Origin of the sequence: Streptomyces oceani, assembly GCF_001751245.1 — a bacterium.
Classification (GTDB): Bacteria; Actinomycetota; Actinomycetes; order Streptomycetales; family Streptomycetaceae; genus Streptomyces; species Streptomyces oceani.
The window spans coordinates 1-18,955 of sequence record NZ_LJGU01000090.1 but is presented as its reverse complement, the minus strand read 5'-3'; the positions used below and the strand labels follow the sequence as shown (position 1 = coordinate 18,955).

The 18,955-nt window shown below is 71.8% G+C and carries 20 protein-coding genes; 10 read left to right on the top strand and 10 right to left on the bottom strand.

Translation table 11 applies throughout. From position 1 onward, the window contains the following. Positions 1-155: 155 nt before the first annotated feature. Complete coding sequence (locus AN216_RS00965; RefSeq protein ID WP_070194641.1) at positions 156-947, bottom strand: enoyl-CoA hydratase-related protein; 792 nt, start codon at positions 945-947, stop codon at positions 156-158. A 366-nt stretch (positions 948-1,313) separates the two neighbouring features. Between AN216_RS00965 and AN216_RS00960 the strand changes: the two genes are divergently transcribed. After that, positions 1,314-1,481: a DUF3117 domain-containing protein gene (locus AN216_RS00960; protein WP_070194635.1), complete on the top strand. Its 168-nt coding sequence runs from the start codon at positions 1,314-1,316 to the stop codon at positions 1,479-1,481. Between the two features lie 233 nt (positions 1,482-1,714). Here the strand turns inward: AN216_RS00960 and AN216_RS00955 are convergent, their stop codons facing one another. Further along, positions 1,715-2,416: an O-methyltransferase gene (locus tag AN216_RS00955; protein WP_070194634.1), complete on the bottom strand. Its 702-nt coding sequence runs from the start codon at positions 2,414-2,416 to the stop codon at positions 1,715-1,717. A 127-nt stretch (positions 2,417-2,543) separates the two neighbouring features. On the opposite strand from AN216_RS00955, the gene sigE reads away from it, so the two are divergent. The 5 genes from sigE (at position 2,544) to AN216_RS00930 (ending at position 7,811) form a co-directional block, all read left to right on the top strand. Then, positions 2,544-3,317 carry an RNA polymerase sigma factor SigE gene (gene sigE / locus AN216_RS00950; protein WP_170842986.1) on the top strand — a complete coding sequence of 258 codons (774 nt, stop codon included), beginning with the start codon at positions 2,544-2,546 and terminating at the stop codon, positions 3,315-3,317. Further along, the gene (locus AN216_RS00945; RefSeq protein WP_070194632.1) at positions 3,314-4,249 is read left to right on the top strand and encodes a zf-HC2 domain-containing protein; all 936 of its coding nucleotides are present in this window, start codon (positions 3,314-3,316) and stop codon (positions 4,247-4,249) included. The genes sigE and AN216_RS00945 overlap by 4 nt, the downstream gene beginning before the upstream one ends. Before the next feature lie 898 nt (positions 4,250-5,147). Continuing rightward, a complete protein-coding gene (locus AN216_RS30775) occupies positions 5,148-6,230 on the top strand; it encodes a S1C family serine protease (protein WP_338059222.1) in 1,083 nt (360 codons plus the stop codon). A 275-nt stretch (positions 6,231-6,505) separates the two neighbouring features. After that, on the top strand, positions 6,506-6,955 hold the full coding sequence (locus tag AN216_RS00935; protein ID WP_070194639.1) for a sec-independent translocase: 450 nt from the start codon (positions 6,506-6,508) through the stop codon (positions 6,953-6,955). Between the two features lie 172 nt (positions 6,956-7,127). Beyond that, entirely contained in the window at positions 7,128-7,811 is a 684-nt protein-coding gene (locus AN216_RS00930) for a hypothetical protein (RefSeq protein WP_070194631.1), read from the top strand. A gap of 197 nt (positions 7,812-8,008) precedes the next feature. On the opposite strand, the gene AN216_RS00925 is transcribed toward AN216_RS00930, so the two are convergent. From AN216_RS00925 to AN216_RS00915, 3 genes are all read right to left on the bottom strand, one after another. Further along, positions 8,009-9,169, bottom strand: coding sequence for an Mrp/NBP35 family ATP-binding protein (locus AN216_RS00925; protein WP_070194630.1), 1,161 nt, complete (start codon positions 9,167-9,169; stop codon positions 8,009-8,011). 80 nt (positions 9,170-9,249) lie between these two features. Further along, the gene (locus AN216_RS00920) at positions 9,250-9,852 is read right to left on the bottom strand and encodes a DUF1003 domain-containing protein (RefSeq protein ID WP_070194629.1); all 603 of its coding nucleotides are present in this window, start codon (positions 9,850-9,852) and stop codon (positions 9,250-9,252) included. Continuing rightward, positions 9,845-11,206, bottom strand: coding sequence for a magnesium transporter MgtE N-terminal domain-containing protein (locus AN216_RS00915; RefSeq protein ID WP_079166108.1), 1,362 nt, complete (start codon positions 11,204-11,206; stop codon positions 9,845-9,847). The genes AN216_RS00920 and AN216_RS00915 overlap by 8 nt, the downstream gene beginning before the upstream one ends. Before the next feature lie 293 nt (positions 11,207-11,499). Between AN216_RS00915 and AN216_RS00910 the strand changes: the two genes are divergently transcribed. Continuing rightward, positions 11,500-12,264 carry a hypothetical protein gene (locus AN216_RS00910; protein WP_244502260.1) on the top strand — a complete coding sequence of 255 codons (765 nt, stop codon included), beginning with the start codon at positions 11,500-11,502 and terminating at the stop codon, positions 12,262-12,264. A gap of 86 nt (positions 12,265-12,350) precedes the next feature. Here the strand turns inward: AN216_RS00910 and AN216_RS00905 are convergent, their stop codons facing one another. From AN216_RS00905 to AN216_RS00895, 3 genes are all read right to left on the bottom strand, one after another. Beyond that, a complete protein-coding gene (locus AN216_RS00905; RefSeq protein WP_244502259.1) occupies positions 12,351-12,629 on the bottom strand; it encodes a hypothetical protein in 279 nt (92 codons plus the stop codon). Between the two features lie 110 nt (positions 12,630-12,739). After that, positions 12,740-13,312: a hypothetical protein gene (locus AN216_RS00900; RefSeq protein ID WP_070194628.1), complete on the bottom strand. Its 573-nt coding sequence runs from the start codon at positions 13,310-13,312 to the stop codon at positions 12,740-12,742. Positions 13,313-13,377: 65 nt separating this feature from the next. Further along, the gene (locus AN216_RS00895; RefSeq protein ID WP_070194627.1) at positions 13,378-14,493 is read right to left on the bottom strand and encodes a magnesium and cobalt transport protein CorA; all 1,116 of its coding nucleotides are present in this window, start codon (positions 14,491-14,493) and stop codon (positions 13,378-13,380) included. A gap of 473 nt (positions 14,494-14,966) precedes the next feature. On the opposite strand from AN216_RS00895, the gene AN216_RS00890 reads away from it, so the two are divergent. Further along, positions 14,967-15,695, top strand: coding sequence for a suppressor of fused domain protein (locus tag AN216_RS00890; RefSeq protein WP_070194636.1), 729 nt, complete (start codon positions 14,967-14,969; stop codon positions 15,693-15,695). A gap of 125 nt (positions 15,696-15,820) precedes the next feature. Further along, positions 15,821-16,459 carry a DUF6758 family protein gene (locus tag AN216_RS00885; RefSeq protein ID WP_070194626.1) on the top strand — a complete coding sequence of 213 codons (639 nt, stop codon included), beginning with the start codon at positions 15,821-15,823 and terminating at the stop codon, positions 16,457-16,459. 101 nt (positions 16,460-16,560) lie between these two features. Here the strand turns inward: AN216_RS00885 and AN216_RS00880 are convergent, their stop codons facing one another. After that, on the bottom strand, positions 16,561-17,010 hold the full coding sequence (locus tag AN216_RS00880) for a hypothetical protein (RefSeq protein WP_070194625.1): 450 nt from the start codon (positions 17,008-17,010) through the stop codon (positions 16,561-16,563). Positions 17,011-17,219: 209 nt separating this feature from the next. Between AN216_RS00880 and AN216_RS00875 the strand changes: the two genes are divergently transcribed. Next, the gene (locus AN216_RS00875; protein ID WP_070194624.1) at positions 17,220-18,065 is read left to right on the top strand and encodes a PHP domain-containing protein; all 846 of its coding nucleotides are present in this window, start codon (positions 17,220-17,222) and stop codon (positions 18,063-18,065) included. Here AN216_RS00875 and AN216_RS00870 read toward each other — a convergent pair. Further along, complete coding sequence (locus tag AN216_RS00870; protein ID WP_070194623.1) at positions 18,055-18,906, bottom strand: alpha/beta fold hydrolase; 852 nt, start codon at positions 18,904-18,906, stop codon at positions 18,055-18,057. The genes AN216_RS00875 and AN216_RS00870 overlap by 11 nt on opposite strands. Positions 18,907-18,955: the final 49 nt, after the last annotated feature.

Here is an 18,955-nt window from a genome sequence, read left to right as displayed (position 1 = left end):
CCGGCGGGCTTCGCTCCGGGACCACCGGCCGGCCGGCACGGGCGCGTTGGGCCGGCCCGGCATCGTCAGCCGCCGACTCACGGTCTACGGGCTCACCGGCCCGCCCTCCGCCGCCGGATGACCACCGCTGGGCGACCGCCGGCATGGATCGTGTGTCATTGCCCGACGTAGCGCGGCTTCTCCTTGTGTACGAACGCCTCCACCGCGATCGTGTGGTCCTTCGAGCTGCCCGCCCGCCGCTGCAACTCCGCCTCCTTGGCCAGGGTCTGCACCAGGTCGTGGCTGGCGCCGTAGGCGACCGACTCCTTGATCGCCGCGTATGCCACCGTCGGGCCCGCGGCGAGCTGACGCGCCACCGACAGGGCCTCGGCGGCCAGTTCGGCGGCGGGCACCACCCGGTTCGCCAGGCCCAGCTCGAGCGCCTCGGGAGCCTTGATGTTCCGGGGGAAGAGCAACAGGTCCATGGCGCGACCCGGACCGACCAGCCGCGGAAGTGACCAGGACATACCGGAGTCGGTGCTCAGCGCCACGCCCGCGAACGCCGTGTTGAACGCCGCGCTGTCCGCCAGCAGTCGGTAGTCGGCCGCGAACGCGAACCCCGCGCCGGCGCCTGCCGCGGCCCCGTTCACCCCGGCGACCACGGGCTTCGGCATCTCCGCGATCGCCCGGGTGATCGGGTTGTAGTGCTCCTCGACGGTGCCGAGCGCGGTCGCCCCGCCGGACTCCCGTAGCGCGCCCATGTGTTCCTTGAGGTCCTGCCCGACACAGAAGGCGCGGCCGTTCCCGGTGAGCAGCACGGCCCGTACGGACTCGGAGTCGGTCGCCTCCCGCAGCGCGTCCCGCAGCGCCCCCTTGGTCTCGTCGTCGAGCGCGTTCATCGCGTCCGGGCGGTTGAGGGTGATCGTCGCGAGCCCCTCGGTCACGTCGTACAACACGGTGTCGGCCATGCGACCCAGCATGGCCCAGATCACCGGCCCCCGATAGACGACGTCCACTGGGCGGGAGAGTCGCCGATCCGGGAGGCCGGACCGGGCAGTGGGGGCCGGCCCGGGTGCGGGGCCCCTGCGTCGATTCCGGCTCAACGGGTGCGCGGGTGTGCGGAGTCACGCGCACCGCTGTGCGTGACATCACGGAGTGATCGGACGGTATGGGGCGGTTTGGCGTGGGGGATGACGCGGAATGCGGGCCGTTGTTGGTCATCGGGTCAGGGCATGCGGGATAATGCAGGGGAAGCAATGTGTTCGAGGCCGGTGACACGTGCCTATCCGAGGCCGTCGGCTGACGATGAGCTGGTTTCAGGAAGGGGAACGAGCATGGCGGCCATGAAGCCGCGGACGGGCGACGGCCCGCTCGAGGTGACGAAGGAGGGGCGGGGCATCATTATGCGCGTTCCCCTCGAAGGGGGCGGGCGACTCGTCGTGGAGCTGACCCCGGACGAAGCCCTGGCGCTCGGTGAAGAGCTGGAGAAGATCCACAGCTGATCCGGCGCGTGGACATCAACTCGACCGGTGTCCCAGAGCGGAGGCCGCCCCGGAGCGTCGTACAGCGCCGCCCCGGGGCGCCGCTGTCCCCGCCCCGGTCCGCTCAGGCGGCAGGGGCACTGAGGCCGCCGCCGGCAGGCAGATGCCTTGCCGCCGCTTCGCGTGTGCGCCGACGGCGCCCGGACCGGGCGCGTACGCTCCGGCGCGCCCGTTCGTGGCGAGCGCCGGGACCGTCAGTGCCGCGCGGTGGACTGTTCCAGGCGCACCGCGCACAGCAGACCGTCCCCGGTCGGCAGCAGCGACGGCATCAGATCGGTGCTCTCCCGCACGGTGCGCAGCAGCTCCCGCAGCCTGAGCACGTCGGTCTGCTGGACGCCGGAGTCGACCGTACGGTGCTCGGCGAAGACGCCCTCGAAGCAGACCAGGCCGCCGGCACGCAGCAGGCGCAACGATTCCTCCAGGTACTCCGGATACTCGCCACGGTCAGCGTCGCAGAACACCAGGTCGTATCCACCGTCCGCGAGTCGCGGTAGCACGTCCAGCGCACGCCCGGGGATGAGGCGCGCCCGATTGCCCGTGAAGCCGGCGGCGTGGAACGCCTGCCGGGCGAACTGTTGGCGTTCCGGCTCGAGGTCGACCGTGGTCAGTACACCGTCCGGGCGCATGCCGCGCAGCAGGTGGATGCCGGAGACGCCGGTTCCGGTGCCGATCTCCGCCACCGCCTTGGACCCGGCGGTCGCCGCCAGCAGCTGAAGCGCCGCTCCGGAGCCGGCGGAGACGGGATTGAGCCCCGCGTCCCGGGCCCGGTCACGGGCCCAGCGCAGGGCGTCACCCGCGGCGCTCTCGACGAGTTCGGCGCAGTACTCGTCGGCGAACGCCCAGCTGTTCTGCCGGTTGCCGGTAATGGGCCTCTCCTGTCCCCGTGGTCGACGCAACCGTGACTGTATCCGTTGGTACGGGAACCCTGCGGTGGGACTGGGCGTTGAAGTGAGCACGGGCTGCTGAGCGGCCCGTGCGATAAGGGCCAATGCTGTTTATCCGGAGCTAACGGGCGAGGTGGCTATGGTAGGGACTCCACTGGACACCACCAGAGCCGACAGGGGAGGTGCGGCTGCCGCCGGCGGTCGGGGAGTGCTGAAGCGCTTTCGCAGAGCGGCGGGCGAGCCGAAATCTGTGACCAAGAATGCTGACCATGTCCGCACGGCCGACTCCGCCGCGACCGCGACCTTCGACACCGACGCGGATGTGCAGGCGTGGACGCCTCCCACCTGGGAGGAGATCGTCAGCAATCACAGTACCCGGGTCTATCGCCTCGCGTACCGCCTCACTGGCAACCAGCACGACGCCGAGGACCTCACCCAGGAGGTCTTCGTCCGGGTGTTCCGTTCGCTGTCCACGTACACTCCGGGGACCTTCGAGGGCTGGCTGCACCGCATCACCACGAACCTCTTCCTGGACACGGTGCGGCGCAAGCAGCGCATCCGTTTCGACGCGCTCGCCGACGACGCCGCAGAGCGGCTGCCCAGCCGTGAGCCGACCCCGCAGCAGCACTTCAACGACACCCATTTCGACGCCGACGTGCAGCAGGCCCTCGACACGCTCGCCCCGGAGTTCCGGGCCGCCGTCGTGCTCTGCGACATCGAGGGGCTGTCGTACGAGGAGATCGCAGCCACGCTGGGCGTCAAGCTGGGCACGGTACGCAGTCGTATCCACCGTGGTCGTTCGCATCTGCGCAAGGCCCTGCGGCACCGTTCGCCGGCCGCTCGTGCGGAGCAGCAGCGGGCGCTGAGCGCCGCGGTCCCTGTTGGCTGTGCCGAGGAGGTCGAGGCCGGGTGAGTGGCACTGACAGCGGTCTCACGGCCGTTGAACAGCACCTCGGTGACCGACTGGCCGCCCTGGTGGACGGCGAACTGGGCGATGACGCTCGGGACCGAGTGCTGTCCCACCTGGCGACGTGTCACGGGTGCAAGACGGAGGCCGACGCGCAGCGTCAGCTGAAGAACGTCTTCGCCGACACCGCGCCGCCGCCCCCCTCGGACGGGCTGCTGGCCCGCCTGCAGGGGCTGCCGGTCAGCGGCGAACCGCGGTCCGAGGACCGGTCGAAGGCCGACGGTCCGCCCTCCGGTTCCCTGCCCGCCGCGGACGCGGGGGGCAGGAACTCCCCGCTGACCTTCGACTATCTGCCCACGGCGCGGGGCACGAGCGCGTTGCGGCCGGAGCACGGCTTCCCGATCCATGCCGTGCCGCATGGCTCGGAGCGTGGCAGCACCTCCCGCAGCCGGCGGTTCGCCTTCGTGGCGGCGGGCGCCTTCTCGGTCGCCGCGCTGGCCCTGAGCGGTCCGCTGAACTCCGTTGCCTCCGGTGGCTCGCCGGTGGCTTCCGGGGAGCGGGGCAAGGGCACGGCTGCGGGCGCCGAGCGTGGTGCCAGCACGAGCCCGGACCGGGAGGTTCGTCGCCGGGCCGCGACAGGCAGCACGGGTACCTCCAACACCACCAGGCAGCGGTCGGCGCCAGTCGCGGCACCCGCCACGCCGCGTACGGCGATGGGCCCAGCGGCACGTTCGGAGCTGGCGACGAACCTGACGGCGACTGGCCCGGCGCACCCTCTCGCGCGTCGAGCGACGGCCTTCACCCCTGAGTTGATACGCCCTCCGGTGCTCGCCAAGCCGCTGTCCTCGAAGAGCCAGCGGGATGCGGGCGCGGTGCCGGGACAGAGCCCGACAGCAGCGGTACCCTCCCCCACGTCAGCGGTGCCGGGCGCACCCTGATTTCCGTAGCGCTGAGCGCGTCGTGTTCCCTGCTGGTTCCGGCGCTTCTTTGGGACAGTTCCGTACGGATCTGGGTTGCGTCCCGCTGCGAGGCGCGGAGAACGATGGGGAGAAGATGGACGAGGGGAAGACCACCCGGCCCAAGCCGAAGTGGTGGAGCCGTCCACGCAGGGCTGGTGGTGAGCGGCCTGCCGGGGGCGTGACCGACGATGCGGGGCAGACCGGCGGCGTACGAGCCTCGGACGCCTCGCCGTCCCCGGAACCAAACCCCGAACCCGCGGCTGGAGAGGCGGCGGAGTCGGCCCGCCGACACGCGCCCGAGACCGGGCAGCAGCCCGCGCCCGAGTCCGCAGAGCAGTCGTCCCAGCCAGACCCGTCCCAGCAATCTCCTCAGAACGCGGCCAGTCCGGCCGGGGAGCCGGACACGGTCGAACAGCGACCAGCCGCCGAGGAACAGCCGGTGGAGGGCGGCTCGACCGGCGGTTCAGCCGCGCAGCCCCTGCACCCGCCGGACCCCTACGGCACTCCGCCCTACGGCGGCCCGGGCCCCTGGGCTCCGGCACCGCCCGTACAGCTACCGCGCACGCCCCCGTCCGGCGTTCCCGTCCCGCCGGAGGCCGCTGCCGGACCCCAGCCGCCGCAGGCGCCGACAGCTTCCGCGGGCCCTCCGGCGGACTCCTCGGCGCTTGGGCCGGCCGGCACACCGCCGAGCGGCCCGCCACCCGGCAGCCCCGCACACCCCGCGCAGCAGCGGTGGGGCGCCCACGGGCATGCCGCTCGGGTTTCCGGTCCGCAGACCGGCTGGTCGCGATACGACCCGTGGGCGGCCCCCGGGACACCGGGTCCCGTCGGGCCCGCCGGCCCGCCGCCTCGACGGCGTCGCACCGGACGGCTGATCGTGGCCGCCGTCCTGCTCGCCTTGGTTGCCGGCGGACTCGGCGGCGCCGTCGGCACGTACGCGGAACGGCACGGCGGCTTCGACGACGTCGAACTGCCGCAGACCCCGGCCGACCAGGACAACGAACGATCCGCGGACAGCGTGGCGGGGATCGCGGAAGCGGTGCTGCCCGGTGTCGTCACGATTCATGTGCGAGGCGACGACGGACAGGGGAACGGCACCGGATTCGTCCTCGACGACCAGGGCCACATCCTTACCAACAACCATGTGGTCGAGGCCGCCGGGAGGGGTGGCGAGGTCGGTGTGGCGTTCAACAGCGGGGACACCGCCGAGGCCGAGGTGATCGGCCGAGACAGTGGCTACGACCTGGCCGTCCTCAAGGTGCGGGGCGTCTCCGGGCTGAGTCCGCTGCCGCTGGGCAACTCCGATTCCGTACGCGTCGGCGACCCGGTGATCGCGGTCGGCGCGCCCTTCGGCCTGGAGGGCACGGTCACCACGGGCATCATCAGCGCCAAGGAACGGCCCATCGCGGCCGGCGGTGACGGCGGCAGCGACCAGAGTTTCGTCAACGCACTGCAGACCGACGCTTCGATCAACCCCGGGAACTCCGGCGGTCCGCTGGTCGACGCGAAGGGGCGGGTCATCGGGATCAACAGCGCGATCAAGGCCGGCGACAGTGGTTCCCCGCTTCCCGGGCAGGGCCAGGGAGGGAGCATCGGACTGGGCTTCGCCATCCCGGTCAACCAGGCCAAGCGGGTCGCCGAGGAACTCATCAACGACGGGAAGGCCACCCACCCCGTGATGGGTGTCACCCTCGACATGTCCGCCCGGGGCGACGGGGCGCGCGTGGTGTCGGAGGACAGCGGTACGGAGCCGATCACCCCAGACGGCCCCGCGGACGACGCCGGTATCCAGGCCGAGGACCTGATCACCGAAGTGGCCGGGGAGCGGGTGCGCAGTGGTGAGGAGCTGATCGTCGAGGTGCGGAGTCATCGGCCGGGGGACGAGCTGCCGGTCACCCTGGAGCGGGACGGCGAGGAGCGGACGGTGCGGGTGAAGCTCGGCTCGGCGGGTGGCGGGTGATCGGGCGGGGGACCGAGCGGGTGAGCGGGCCACCGCACCCGCGAATGGCCGTGCCGAGCAAGCGAACGACGGGACCGGTGGTGACGGGACGGCGGCGACCCGGTCGAGAGGGTTCCGGCCGCTGCTTCCGTCCCGCTTTCTACGTACCAGACACCGCCGACCTGCGCACTGCTGGGGTACCGTGATCAGGCGTACGGGCGTGGACCTACCGAGGGAGCTGCACGGTGTTCGACATAGGCCCCTTTGAGCTGGTCGCGCTGGTGATCCTGGCCGTCATGGTGTTCGGACCGGATAAGCTGCCGAAACTGATCCAGGACGTCGCCGGCTTCGTTCGCAAGGTTCGGCGGTTCTCCGATGACGCCAAGCAGGACATCCGCTCCGAGCTGGGGCCGGAGTTCAAGGACTTCGAGTTCGAGGACCTGAATCCCAAGAACTTCGCCCGCAAGCACCTCATGGAGAACGACGACCTGGGCGTCAAGGAGATCCAGAACAGCTTCGATCTCCGCAAGGACCTGGCCGAGATCACCGACGCGGTGAACGGGACGGAGCGGGCGGACTCCGGCGCGGACGACTCAGCCGGCATGGCTGCCCGGGAGGACACCGGCGGCGCGACGGAGCGTACGAGCCTGGTGAAGGGCGACGGCCGGCAGCCGAGTCCGACCAAGGCCGAGGCCGCACGATCGGGTCGCGTCGAACCGCCGCCCTTTGACTCCGACGCCACCTGAAAAGACGCTGGAATCAAGTCAAAATCGTACATTCAGCGGTGCCAGACGGACTCGTATCACCGGTCATGCCCGACACAGCCGACGCGGGTAGCTATCCTCCCCTGTGACCGGGGTCGTGACTCCGCTACGGAGAAGCGCCCATGGCAACGGGGAACGAGGAGGCGTCGCGCAGATGGAGACGACGAGTCCGGTGGGGCCGCACGGGGCGTCCGACGGCGTACCGGCCGGCGGAGCATCGCCCGCCGCACAACAGTTGTCGTCCGCACGGAAGGCCGTGGACGGCTATTTGAGAGCCGCTTTCCCGTGGTACGGCCTGGATGAGGCCTTCACGGGACCGCGCTGGCTGATGCAGGTCGGCGCGACCGCCGACGGCACCGTCGAGCACGGGGCGACCGGACACGGGGACCAGCCGTCGCTACTGGGCGAGCCGGGGGCCCGGGACCAGCGGTTCGCGGTCGTCGTGACGGTCGCCAGCCGACCGGTGCGCAGCAGTGCGGACGGTACGGGCGTACTGGACGCGTCCTCGGTCTCGACCGCCGCCTGGCTGGCCGGTTCCGGACTGCTGTCCCGCAGCTGGCCCAACGAGATGGAGCGGAATCTGCGCGAGGACTGGCTGGACCAGCAGACGGCCCTCGCCTGGGAACTCGCGGACGACCTGGAGGCCGCCGTGTGGTCCACGCTGTCGCTGCCCGTCGACGGCGTGCCGACGGACTTCCACTACCGGGAGTCCGACTACGGCTGGGTCCTCGCCGGCCCGGCCCAGGAGGGCGTGCTGCTCGGCGCGTACGGGCACGGGCTGAGCGCGTACGGGCTGGGCTTCTCGGTGATCAAGGACATCACCGAGTACGACGACTAATCAGGGGGGCGTACGTACGGCCTGCCGCCGGTCGAGCAGGTTGGCCGTACGTGCACCGGGCGCCCGGCCCTGTTGCGCGGATCCCCCTGGACGGGCAACGGGCGGGACGCCTCGCCGGTGACCGGCCGGCCGACCGGCTGACGACACCGCACCCCACCCGTATCCGCACCGATGACCTGCCCGAACCGCTCCCCGGATCAGAACTTGTTGCTCGGCGTGAGCCCCAGCGACATCCCCGACAGACCGCGCTCCCGACCACCCAGCTTGCCCGCCATGGCGCGGATCGCCGAGCCCGCCGTGGAGTCCGGGTCGCTCAGCACGACCGGCTTGCCCTCGTCGCCGCCCTCCCGCAGGCGTACGTCGATCGGGATGGACCCGAGGACGGGCACCTGTGTGCCGGTGGTCCTGGTCAGGCCCTCGGCGACGTTCTGCCCGCCGCCGGTGCCGAAGACGTCGACCATCTCGTCGCAGTGTGGGCACGGCAGCCCGGACATGTTCTCGATGACCCCGACGATCTTCTGGTGGGTCTGCACCGCGATGGCACCAGCACGCTCGGCCACCTCGGCGGCGGCCTGCTGCGGAGTGGTCACCACGAGAATCTCGGCGTTCGGCACCAGTTGGGCCACGGAGATCGCGATGTCACCGGTGCCCGGCGGCAGGTCCAGCAGGAGGACGTCCAGATCGCCCCAGTAGACGTCCGCCAGGAACTGGTTCAGCGCGCGGTGCAGCATCGGTCCACGCCACACCACCGGCGCGTTCCCCGGCGTGAACATGCCGATGGAGATCACCTTCACCCCGTTCGCCGAGGGCGGCATGATCATGTCCTCGACCTGGGTGGGCCGGGCGTCCGTGCCCAGCATCCGAGGCACGGAGTGCCCGTAGATGTCGGCGTCCACCACGCCGACCTTCAGACCGTCGGCCGCCATGGCCGCCGCGATGTTCACCGTCACCGAGGACTTGCCGACCCCGCCCTTGCCGGACGCCACGCAGTACACCCGGGTCAGCGAACCGGGCTGTGCGAACGGCACCTCCCGCTCAGCCTTGCCGCCGCGCAGCGAGTCGCGCAGCTCACGGCGCTGCTCGTCGCTCATCACGTCGAGCTCCACGGTCACCCCGGTCACCCCGGCGACCTGCTCGACCGCCGTCGTGACGTTGCTGGTGATCGTCTCTCGCAGCGGACAGCCGGACACCGTCAGGTAGATACCGACCGCCACGGCGCCGTCGTCGGCGATATCGACGGACTTGACCATGCCCAGGTCGGTGATGGGTCGGTGGATCTCCGGGTCGTTCACCGTCGCGAGTGCGGCGCGTACCGCGTCATCGGTCGGGACGGTCTCTGCGGGCGTCTCGGTAGCCATGCCGAAATGGTACGGCGCCCTCGTCACGACGCCGAAGGCAGCGGTAGGCCACTGCCCCACCCGTGGTTGCTCGCCGCCGCTTACCGTCCCCGTCGTTGGCCCGCCTCGCGGCCGGCGCCACGGTCGCGTCCGCCGCTGCCCGCCGGCTCGCCACCCGCCTCGTCCGTGCCCCGCTGACCGCGCTCGGCCTCCCGCTCGTGCAGTTCCCTGAGCAGGTCCTGGAGTTCGGAACGCATCCAGTCCCGGGTCGCGACCTCGCCCAGGCCCATCCGGAGCGCGGCGATCTCCCGGCTCAGGTACTCGGTGTCGGCGATGACACGTTCGTTCTGCCGGCGGTCCTGTTCGAGGTTGACCCGGTCCCGGTCGGCCTGGCGGTTCTGCGCGAGGAGGATCAGCGGGGCGGCGTACGACGCCTGGAGGGACAGCGCCAGGGTCAGGAAGATGAACGGGTACTCGTCGAAGCGAAACGGGGACGGCAGGAGGACGTTCCACCCGATCCACACCGTCACGATGACCGTCATCCAGACGATGAACCGCCCCGTCCCCAGGAACCGGGCGATCCGCTCGGACAGCCGGCCGAAGGCGTCCGGGTCGTACTCCGGCAGCAGGCTCCGCCGCGGTGCCTGCGGCACGTCCAGTCGCGGACGGCTGCCCCGCGCCTGCCGCTCCTCCCGCTCAGCCATCGCCCGGCTCCGTTTCCCGTGGTCCGTCCCGCTCCGGCTCGACGGCGGCTGTGTCAGCACCCGCGGGCACGTCCCAGTCGTACGGACCGCTCGCCCCGCCGCGGACGTACGAGCCGCTGGCCGAGTCCCGCCAACCCGTCGGCAACAGGTGGTCCAGCACGTCGTCCACGGTGACCGCTCCTAGCAGGTGCCCGCCCTCGTCCACCACCGGAGCCGCCACGATGTTGTACGTCGCCAGGTAGCTCGTCAGCACGTGCAGCGTGGTGTCCGGCGGGATCGGCTGGAGGTCGGAGTCCACCATCGACCCCACCAGCGCGAACGGCGGATCGCGCAGCAGTCGCTGGAAGTGCACCACCCCGAGGTAGGTACCCGTCGGTGTCTCGTCCGGCGGACGGCAGACGAAGACCTGCGCCGCCAGCGGCGCGGGCTGGTCGGCGTGCCGCACCCGGGCCAGCGCGTCCGCGACCGAGGCACCCGGTTCCAGCACGATCGGTTCGGTGGTCATCATGCCGCCGGCGGTGTTCTCCTCGTACGTCAGCAGCCGCCGCACCGGTGCCGCGTCCTGCGGCTCCATCAGATGCAGCAGCCGCTCCTTGTCGTCCTCCGGCAGCTCGGACAGCAGGTCGGCGGCGTCGTCCGGGTCCATCGCCTCCAGGACGTCCGCGGCCCGTTCCTCCTGGAGCTTGCCCAGGATCTCCACCTGGTCGTCCTCCGGCAACTCCTCCAGGACGTCCGCCAGCCGGTCGTCCTGGAGTGCCGCGGCGACCTCCGTGCGCCGTTTCGAGGACAGGTGGTGCAGGACGTTCGCCAGGTCAGCGGGGCGTAGCTGCTCGAAGGTCGCGAGCAGGTTGGCCGCTCCCTGGTGTGACTCCTCCAGCGCGAAGCCCGTCACGGCCGACCACTCCACGGTCAGCGTCTCGCCACGACGCCGCAGGGCGCCACCGCCACCCTTGCGTACGAACACCTTGTCGATCTGCCAGTCCCGGCGGGACGGCAACTGCACCAGCCCCACATCCAGCACGGTGACCTCCTCGTCCGTGTCCACCAGGGCGACGCGGCGGTCCAGCAGCTCGCCCAACACCAGCGTCTCGGCGGGCCGCTGCTCGAACCGGCGGATGTTGAGCACTCCGGTGGTGATCACCTGGCCGGACTCGACGCCCGTCACCCGGGTCATGGGGAAGAAGATCCGGCGCCGGCTGACCACCTCCACGACCAGCCCCAGCACCCGTGGCGGGCGGCCGCCGGGACGCAGCACGGTCACCACGTCGCGCACCCGGCCGACCTGGTCGCCGTTCGGATCGAAGACGGCGACCCCGGACAGGTGCGAGACGAAGACCCGGGAGCCGGTGGCCATGCGTCACTCCTCCTCTCGGTGGCGTCGCACGGGTGACGTCGCCTTGATGGCGGCGCGGCGCCGCTTCGCACCGGCGCGCTGTCAGTTACGGACCGGGTGCGCGTACCCGGGCGGGCTCGCTGACGAGCGGGGCTTTGTCCGCCTCAGGGTAGTCTGTGCCGCTCCGCGATGGCGCTGTGGCATGGTCCGGACGACTGCCTGACGGAGTGTCGCCCAGGCAGCGGTAAGGTGCGGTCCGGCCCCGATCCCAGGCCCGGGTCCCAGGCCGCCGACGACCGCAGGAGGAAGCCGACGTGAACGGATACGTCCGCGGGCGACGTGGCGCCGCGCCCGCGGCACTGATCTGCCTGGCACTCACACTGGCCCTGACCGGCTGCGGCGAGGACGAGCCGGCCGGGGACACCAACGGCATCGCCGACCTCCCGGCCGAGAAGATCGAGAAGAAGGCTCGCAAGGCCGCCGAGCGCGCCGGCTCCGTACGGCTGTCCGGCACGGTCATCAGCCAGGGGCAGACCTATCGGCTGGAGATGCGGCTCAAGGAGAGCGGCGGCATCGGCGAGGTCTCGGCGAAGGGCGGCGACAACTTCCAACTGGTGCGGGTCGAGAAGGACCTGTACCTGAAGGCCGACTCGGAGTTCTGGGCCCGGCAGGAGAACAGTGGCAAGGACGAGAAGCCGTCCGAGAGTGATGTCACGGTGGCGCGCAAGCTCGAGGGGAAGTACGTCAAGGTGCCGCGGAAGGACCCGGCGTACGAGCAGTTGAGCGGCTTCACGAACCTGAGCGTCATGCTGGGCGGGTTGTTGGTGCTGAACGGCGAACGGGAGACCGGGGACGAGAGCGAGGTCAGCGGCCGGCGCACCATCCAGGTGAACGCGAACGGCGGCAAGGGCGGCACGATCGACGTCGCCCTGACCGGCACCCCGTATCCGCTGCGCCTCCAACGCGGCGGTTCGGCGGGCACGGTGACCCTCGCCGACTGGGACAGCGGCTTCTCGCTGCGGGCGCCGAAGAAGGATCAGATCGTGGACTACGGGAAGAAGATCTCCGCGAGCGAGTAGACCCCGGCGGCCGAGGTGCCGCTAGCGGGCACGCCGAGACCGGCGCCGCCCGCGCCGTGCTCCCGCAGGGTATGACCGACGGCCGGTCAGACGCCGTACACGCTCGGGAGGACCATGAAGCCCAGGGCCATGCCGAGCACCAGGCCGCCGACGGAGATCCCGACGGCCGTGCCGGCGAGCCGCTCCCGCCTGGAGTGGGCGACCACCCCGCAGATCAGGCCGGCGATGCCGAAAAGCGGTGGGAGGAAGAGGAAGGCGACGCCGCCGAGGACGATCCCGAGGATGCTCAGGGTGTTGGACGGATGGGGCCGGACGTACGGATAGGGCGGCGGGTACGGCGGCCGCGGGCCCTGCGGATAGGACATCGTTCCCCCTCGTGATCGCCGACAGCCACCCACCGTAAGGGGCCGTGCACGGGGCCGCCAGGCCACCCGTGGATTCTGGTACGAGACCGTTGCACCGTGGTTCCGCGGCGCTACGCGCGCCCCGTACGGCCACCGGTGCCCGTGTCGCGCCGCCGCCGGCGGAAGAGCAGCCGCGGCAGGCCCGGTGGTGCCGGGCGGCGGGTGGTGGCCGGGGTGGGCAGCGGCGCCGCCGCTTGGGAACCCTCCGGCATGGCGCCGGGCCGCTGTACGGGCGGGCCCGCCGTCTCCAGCCGCAGCACCCGGCACTCCCGCGCCCAGCGGTCGGTGACGTTGTCCGCGTCCGGGGCGTTCAGTCGCTTGCCCTTCAACTCGCCGACAGCCGCCTCCCAGTCCGGGCCGCCGGGCGACAGGCGTACGACCCGCACCGGCCAGGCGACGAGCCGCCCGCCCTTGTCCTTGCTCCGCGCCGTCACGGTCGCCGATCCGCCGTCGGCCAGACCGAGGTCTTCCAGCGGTTGCTCCAACGGGCCTTCCCCCACGAGGCACACGGCACCCTCGTGCCACACGTGCCACAGCGGGCGGGACGGCCCCTGCGGCCCGCGGACCCACAGCAGCGCGGACTTCCTGGCGGCCTCCTCGATGAGGGCCCGGTCGGTCGGGCTGGGCTCGGGCGACGCAGTCATGGGGGAAGGGTACGTCGCCAGGCCCGGCGGGTCCGTGGGTTCGCCGGGTTGGCCCACCCTCCCGGCTACAGCCAACCGTTGTGGCGGAAGCCGCGGTGGATCGCGACGCAGATGGCCACGGTGAGGGCGAGGACCGCGGGATAGCCGAACTGCCACTCCGTCTCCGGCATGTAGTCGAAGTTCATGCCGTAGATGCCCGTGATCATCGTAGGTACGGCGAAGATCGCGGCCCACGACGTGATCTTCCGCATGTCCTCGTTCTGGGCCACCGTCGCCTGCGCCAGGTTGGCCTGCAGGATGGAGTTGAGCAGGTCGTCGAAGCCGAGCACCTGCTCGTTGACCCGGGCCAGGTGGTCCGCGACGTCCCGGAAGTAGTCCTGGATGTCCGGGTCGACCAGGCGCATGGGTCGTTCGCCCAACTGCTGCATGGGGCGCAACAGCGGTGAGACCGCACGCTTGAACTCCAGCACCTCACGCTTGAGTTGGTAGATCCGCCCGGCGTCGCCGCGCCGCCGGTTGCCGCTCGCGGTGTTCGAGAAGACCTCGATCTCCACCTCGTCGATGTCGTCCTGCACGGCGTCCGCCACCGCGAGGTAACCGTCGACGGTCTGGTCGGCGATCGCGTGCAGCACCGCTGACGGTCCCTTGGACAGCAGCTCCGCGTTCTCCTCGAGCCGGTGCCGCAGTGCCCGCAGGGAGCCCTGACCGCCGTGCCGGACGGTGATGACGTAGTCCCGGCCGGTGAAGCACATCACCTCGCCGGTCTCCACGACCTCGCTGGTGGCGGTGAGTTGGGCGTGCTCGACGTAGTGGATGGTCTTGAAGACGGTGAAGATGCTGTCGTCGTAGCGGTCCAGCTTGGGCCGTTGGTGCGCGTGCACCGCGTCCTCCACGGCGAGCGGGTGCAGCCCGTACTCCTGGGCGATGCCGGAGAACTCCCGCTCGGTGGGCTCGTGCAGGCCGATCCACACGAAGCCGTCGTCCGGGCAGGCGCGGACGGCGCGCAACGCCTCGGTCGGGCCCAGCCGTTGGCTGACGCGGCGGCCGTCCTGGTAGACGGCGCAGTCGACGACGGCGCTCGGGGCGTCCCCGGCGGGAGTGCGGTCCTGCGCGTAGGAGCGGTGGGCGTTGCGCCGGAGGGCGGGCCGGACTGCGGCGCGCAGGTCTCGGATCATCGACATGCTGGGCTCCTTGTGCGGTGCCGTGGGTGCCACGCCGTCGGCCACGGTACGCAACGCTGCCCGGAATGGGGACCTACGGTCAGCCGGGGCCACCGGAGGTCAGCAAAGCGGGCACCGCGCGGGCTCGAGCGGACGGCGTGCGCTGACAGTGGGATATCGAGCGGGGCGTCCTGTACGGGGCCAGCGGCTCTTCCGACGGACGCGCTCCGGCGGGGGTCCCGCCCGGCCCGGGCGCACCACGCGTGGGTGCGGGGCGAGTCAGGCGTGCCAGAGCTGCGCGGAAGAGCGGCTGCTACTACACGGTCGACTCGGGTCCATGTGTATGCCACCTCCTCCGGCCGGTCCCCGTGGGGACGATCTGCACATGCCACGACCAGCTGTCACCGTAGCACTCGACAGGCCGTGCCCGCGCCCGTACCGGCCGTCGCGGGCCGCTTCCCGTAGTTCGTCGCGGCGGGCCTATGCTCGGCTCCGTGAGTGAGGTTCTGGGCCGCACCGAAGCGGCACTGTGCGCGGCCTTCGGCGAGCCCGAGGCGCGCGCGTCGATCACGTTCCTGGGCACGGAGCGCATCGAGGTGCTGCGCTTCCTCGGCGGCGAACCGGTCGAGCCCGGTACGGACACGCCGACCGCCGAGGCCCGTACGACCGCGGAGGCCCGTACGACCGCCGAGGCCCGTACGACCGCGGAGGCCCGTACGACCGCGGAGCGGTCAGCCGGTGGCGGCCAACTCGTGCGGTACGCCACGTTGGGCATGTCCGCGGCGCCGATGGCCGACCCGACCGCCGCCCTCGCCGACCCGGAGCGCGGGCCGCGCGCGGAGTTGCTGCTGACCGTGCGCGCCGGGCTCGCCGGGACGGACAAGGTGCTGCGGCCACTGGCGGTACTCGCCGCCTCGCCGCAGGTGGAGGGTGTGGTGGTGACGCCCGGGGCGACGCTGGAGCTGGGCGAACCGCTCTGGCCGGGCGCGCCGTTCACCTCGGTGCTGGTCGGCGAGCCCGGGGGACTGGTCGAGGATCTGGAGCTGGAGCCGCCGCGCGAGCCCGTACGGTTCCTGCCGCTGCTGCCGATGACGTCGAACGAGGCGGCGTGGAAGCGGGTGCACGGTGCCGGCGCGCTGCGGGATCGGTGGCTGCGGCACGGTACGGACCTGCGTGACCCGCTGCGGAGCGCCGTACCGCTGACGGAACCGCCGACGGGCTGAGGCGGGCCACCGAATCGGTCCCTTACGGTCGCGTCGTGAACAGGAACCGCCCGGTTGTGACCGTTCTCCCCCGCTTGCCTGACCGTCCTTGACGCGGGCACGGCCGGGTAGGAGCGTTGGACGACATGAAGGGCGAACCCAGTTGCCCGAGATGCGGTGGCCGGGTCCGGGCGCCCGGTCTGTTCTCGGATGCCTGGCAGTGTGACGCGCACGGTCCGGTGCACCCACTGCAACCCGTCATCCCGCCGAGCGTCGAGGGGGTCGCCGTCGTCGTGGGCCGGGCCCGGGTCCCGGTGTGGATGCCCTGGCCACTGCCGGTCGGCTGGCTGTTCTCCGGCGTGGTGAGCGCAGGCGACGAGCGCAGCGGCGGGCGCGGCACGGTGGTCGCCTGCTCCGGCCCCAGCCCGCTGGGCGGCCCGGGGGAGTTGCTGCTGATCGCGGAGGAGCCGGGTGTCGGTCTGGGTGCCCGTTACGCAGGTACGGCGGGCCCGGACCCGGGGCCGTACCTGCGTACGGACCGGCGACCGCATGCCAAAGTGCTGGCCGCGGGCCATCCGACGCCGCTGTGGAACATGCGGGAGGTGCCCGCCGACCGGGCCGTCTTCGCCGGCGAGGCCAGTGGGATGTGGCTGTGGGCGATCGTCTGGCCGGAACAGTCCGGGATCTTGTTGTACGACGAACTGGTCCTCACCGACCTGCGCGACGTCGGCGCCGAGATCGACCTGCTCCCCCTCGGGGCACTCTCGCCACGGCTGCTCGACTAGGCTGCCGCACTCCGCACTCCGCACTCCGCACTCCGCACTCCGCACTCCGCACTCCGCACCCCACGCTCCACTACCCCGCTCCCGCCCCGGTGCCTCGGCGACTACTCCACGATCCGGGTCAGCGCGAACTCGTACCCGCCGCCCGGCCATTCCCACGCGCCCGCGAGCGTGTTCCGGTCCTCGCTCAGGACAGCCCGCGCGACCGCGGGGGAGCCCCTGGGACCGATCCAGATGGTGAGGGTGTCGCCGGTGAGTTCGTAGGTGTAGTCCAGGGTGTCGCCGGTGTCGGTGTACGCCCGCGAGGTGACGTCCTCGGCGGCACTCGCGGTTCCCGCCTTCTCGCAGCCGATGATCTCCCGCGAGTGGTGCGTCGTGTCGCCCTGACTGATCGTCGCCCGCCGCTCCAGGAAGAAGCCGCCCGGCAGCCAGGCGAAGGTCGTCTCGCCCCGCGCCTCCCCGGAGATCCGCCAACGTCCCACGAGCACGTCGAGCGCTCGCAGGCCGGGACGAGCGGCCTCGTTCACCCGCTGTGTCGTCGATTCGGTGGTCATCGCACGCCTCCCCGTTCACGCGCCCGGTCCCTCACCGGGCGCTCGGACCCGTGCCGACACTCGTGGACGGCGCGCGTGACCGCAAGGCCGCCGTCCGTCCGGCTGCCCGTCGTCGCGGCGCCGCCGGGCACGCCCGAGTCCGTGGCACGGATCACCCCCGGTAGAGTGGGGAGGCCCGAACCGCCGTTCCCCAGCTGGAGTTCCGCCTCGTGCGCATCGACCTGCACACCCACTCCGCCGCCTCGGACGGCACCGACGCTCCGGGCGAACTCGTCCGTAACGCCGTGTCCGCCGGCCTGGACGTCGTCGCCCTCACCGACCACGACACCGTGGCCGGATACCAGGAGGCCACCCGCGCGCTGCCCCCAGGGCTCACGCTGATCACCGGGGCCGAGCTGTCCTGCCGCCTGGACGGCACGAGCCTGCACATGCTGGCGTACCTCTTCGACCCGGACGAGCCGGAACTGGCCAGGGAACGCGAGCTGGTGCGGGACGACCGACTGCCGCGCGCCCAGGGCATGGTGGAGAAGCTGCGCGCGCTCGGGGTGCCGCTGCGCTGGGAGCGGGTGGCCGAGATCGCGGGCAGCGGAGCGGTCGGCAGGCCGCACATCGCGCAGGCGATGGTGGAACAGGGCGTCGTCGAGACGGTCTCGGACGCCTTCACCGAGGAGTGGATCGCCAACGACGGCCGCGCGTACGTCGACAAGCACGAGCTGAACCCCTTCGACGCGGTCCGGCTGATCAAGTCGGCCGGGGGAGTGGCCGTGTTCGCTCACCCGCTGGCGGTGAAGCGCGGTGAGTGTCTGCCGGAGTCGGCCATCGCGGAGCTGGCCGAGGCGGGGCTGGACGGCCTGGAGGCGGATCACATGGACCACGACCCAGCCACCCGGGAGAGGCTGCACGGCATGGCCGCGGATCTCGGGCTGTTGGCCACCGGCTCCAGCGACTATCACGGAACGCGCAAGACCTGTGCGCTCGGCGAGCACACCACCGACCCGGAGGTCTACGCCCGGTTGGTGGCCCGGGCGACCGGGGCGAAACCGATCACGAGCTGAGCGACCGGATCAGCGCGCGGGCCGTCTCGTCCGGGGCGTCCGCGTTCGGCGAGTGCTCGGCGCCCGCGACGACCGTACGCCGCGCTCCGAGCCGGCGGGCCATGTCGTCGATCAGCGGCACCGGCCACACGTAGTCCCGCTCCCCGGACACCACATGCACCGGAAGCGGCACCTCGGCCAACTCCGCCACCCGGTCGGGCTCGGTGAGCAACTGCCCCGCGGTCGCGGTCAACTGCTGCGGCACGGTGGCGAGCCAACGCCGGTGCAGGAAGGACCGGACGGCCGGTGCCGTGCCGTCGTCCGGTGCCTCCGCCGGGTCCAGCTCCCGCATGGCCTGCCAGACCTCTTCCATGTTCATCACGGTCAACGCGCCCAGCAGCAGCTTCAGTCGTGCCTGCTGGGTCGCCGCCACGGCCGCCGGGCCGGAGCTGACGAGGGTGAGCGAGCCGAAGCGGGAGGCGTCCCGCAGCAGGGCCGCGCGCGCGAGGTGGCCGCCGAGCGAGTGTCCCACCAGATGGATGCCGTCGCCGAGGGCGGCGGCCTGCGCCAGGATGTCCTCGGCCAGTTCGGCCTGTGCGTACGCCGCCTCGTCGGTCGGACCGCCGGACTCGTGCTGTCCGCGCCCGTCCACCGCGACCGCCCGGAAACCAGCCGCGGACAGCGGCCCCAGCAGGGCGATGAAGTCTTCCTTGCTGCCGGTGAAACCGGGCACCAGCAGGACGGTGCCGTGCTCGGCGGGAGCGTCGGCGCCCGTGTCGTGCACGGCGAACTCGCCGCGGCCGGTGGTCAACCGGCGTGCTCGGGCGCCGCGCGGCAGGGCGAGGTACGGCGGTTTGCTCATGCCCCGACGCTACCGCCCCCGCGCCCCCGGCACGGTCGGCGCCGGCCGT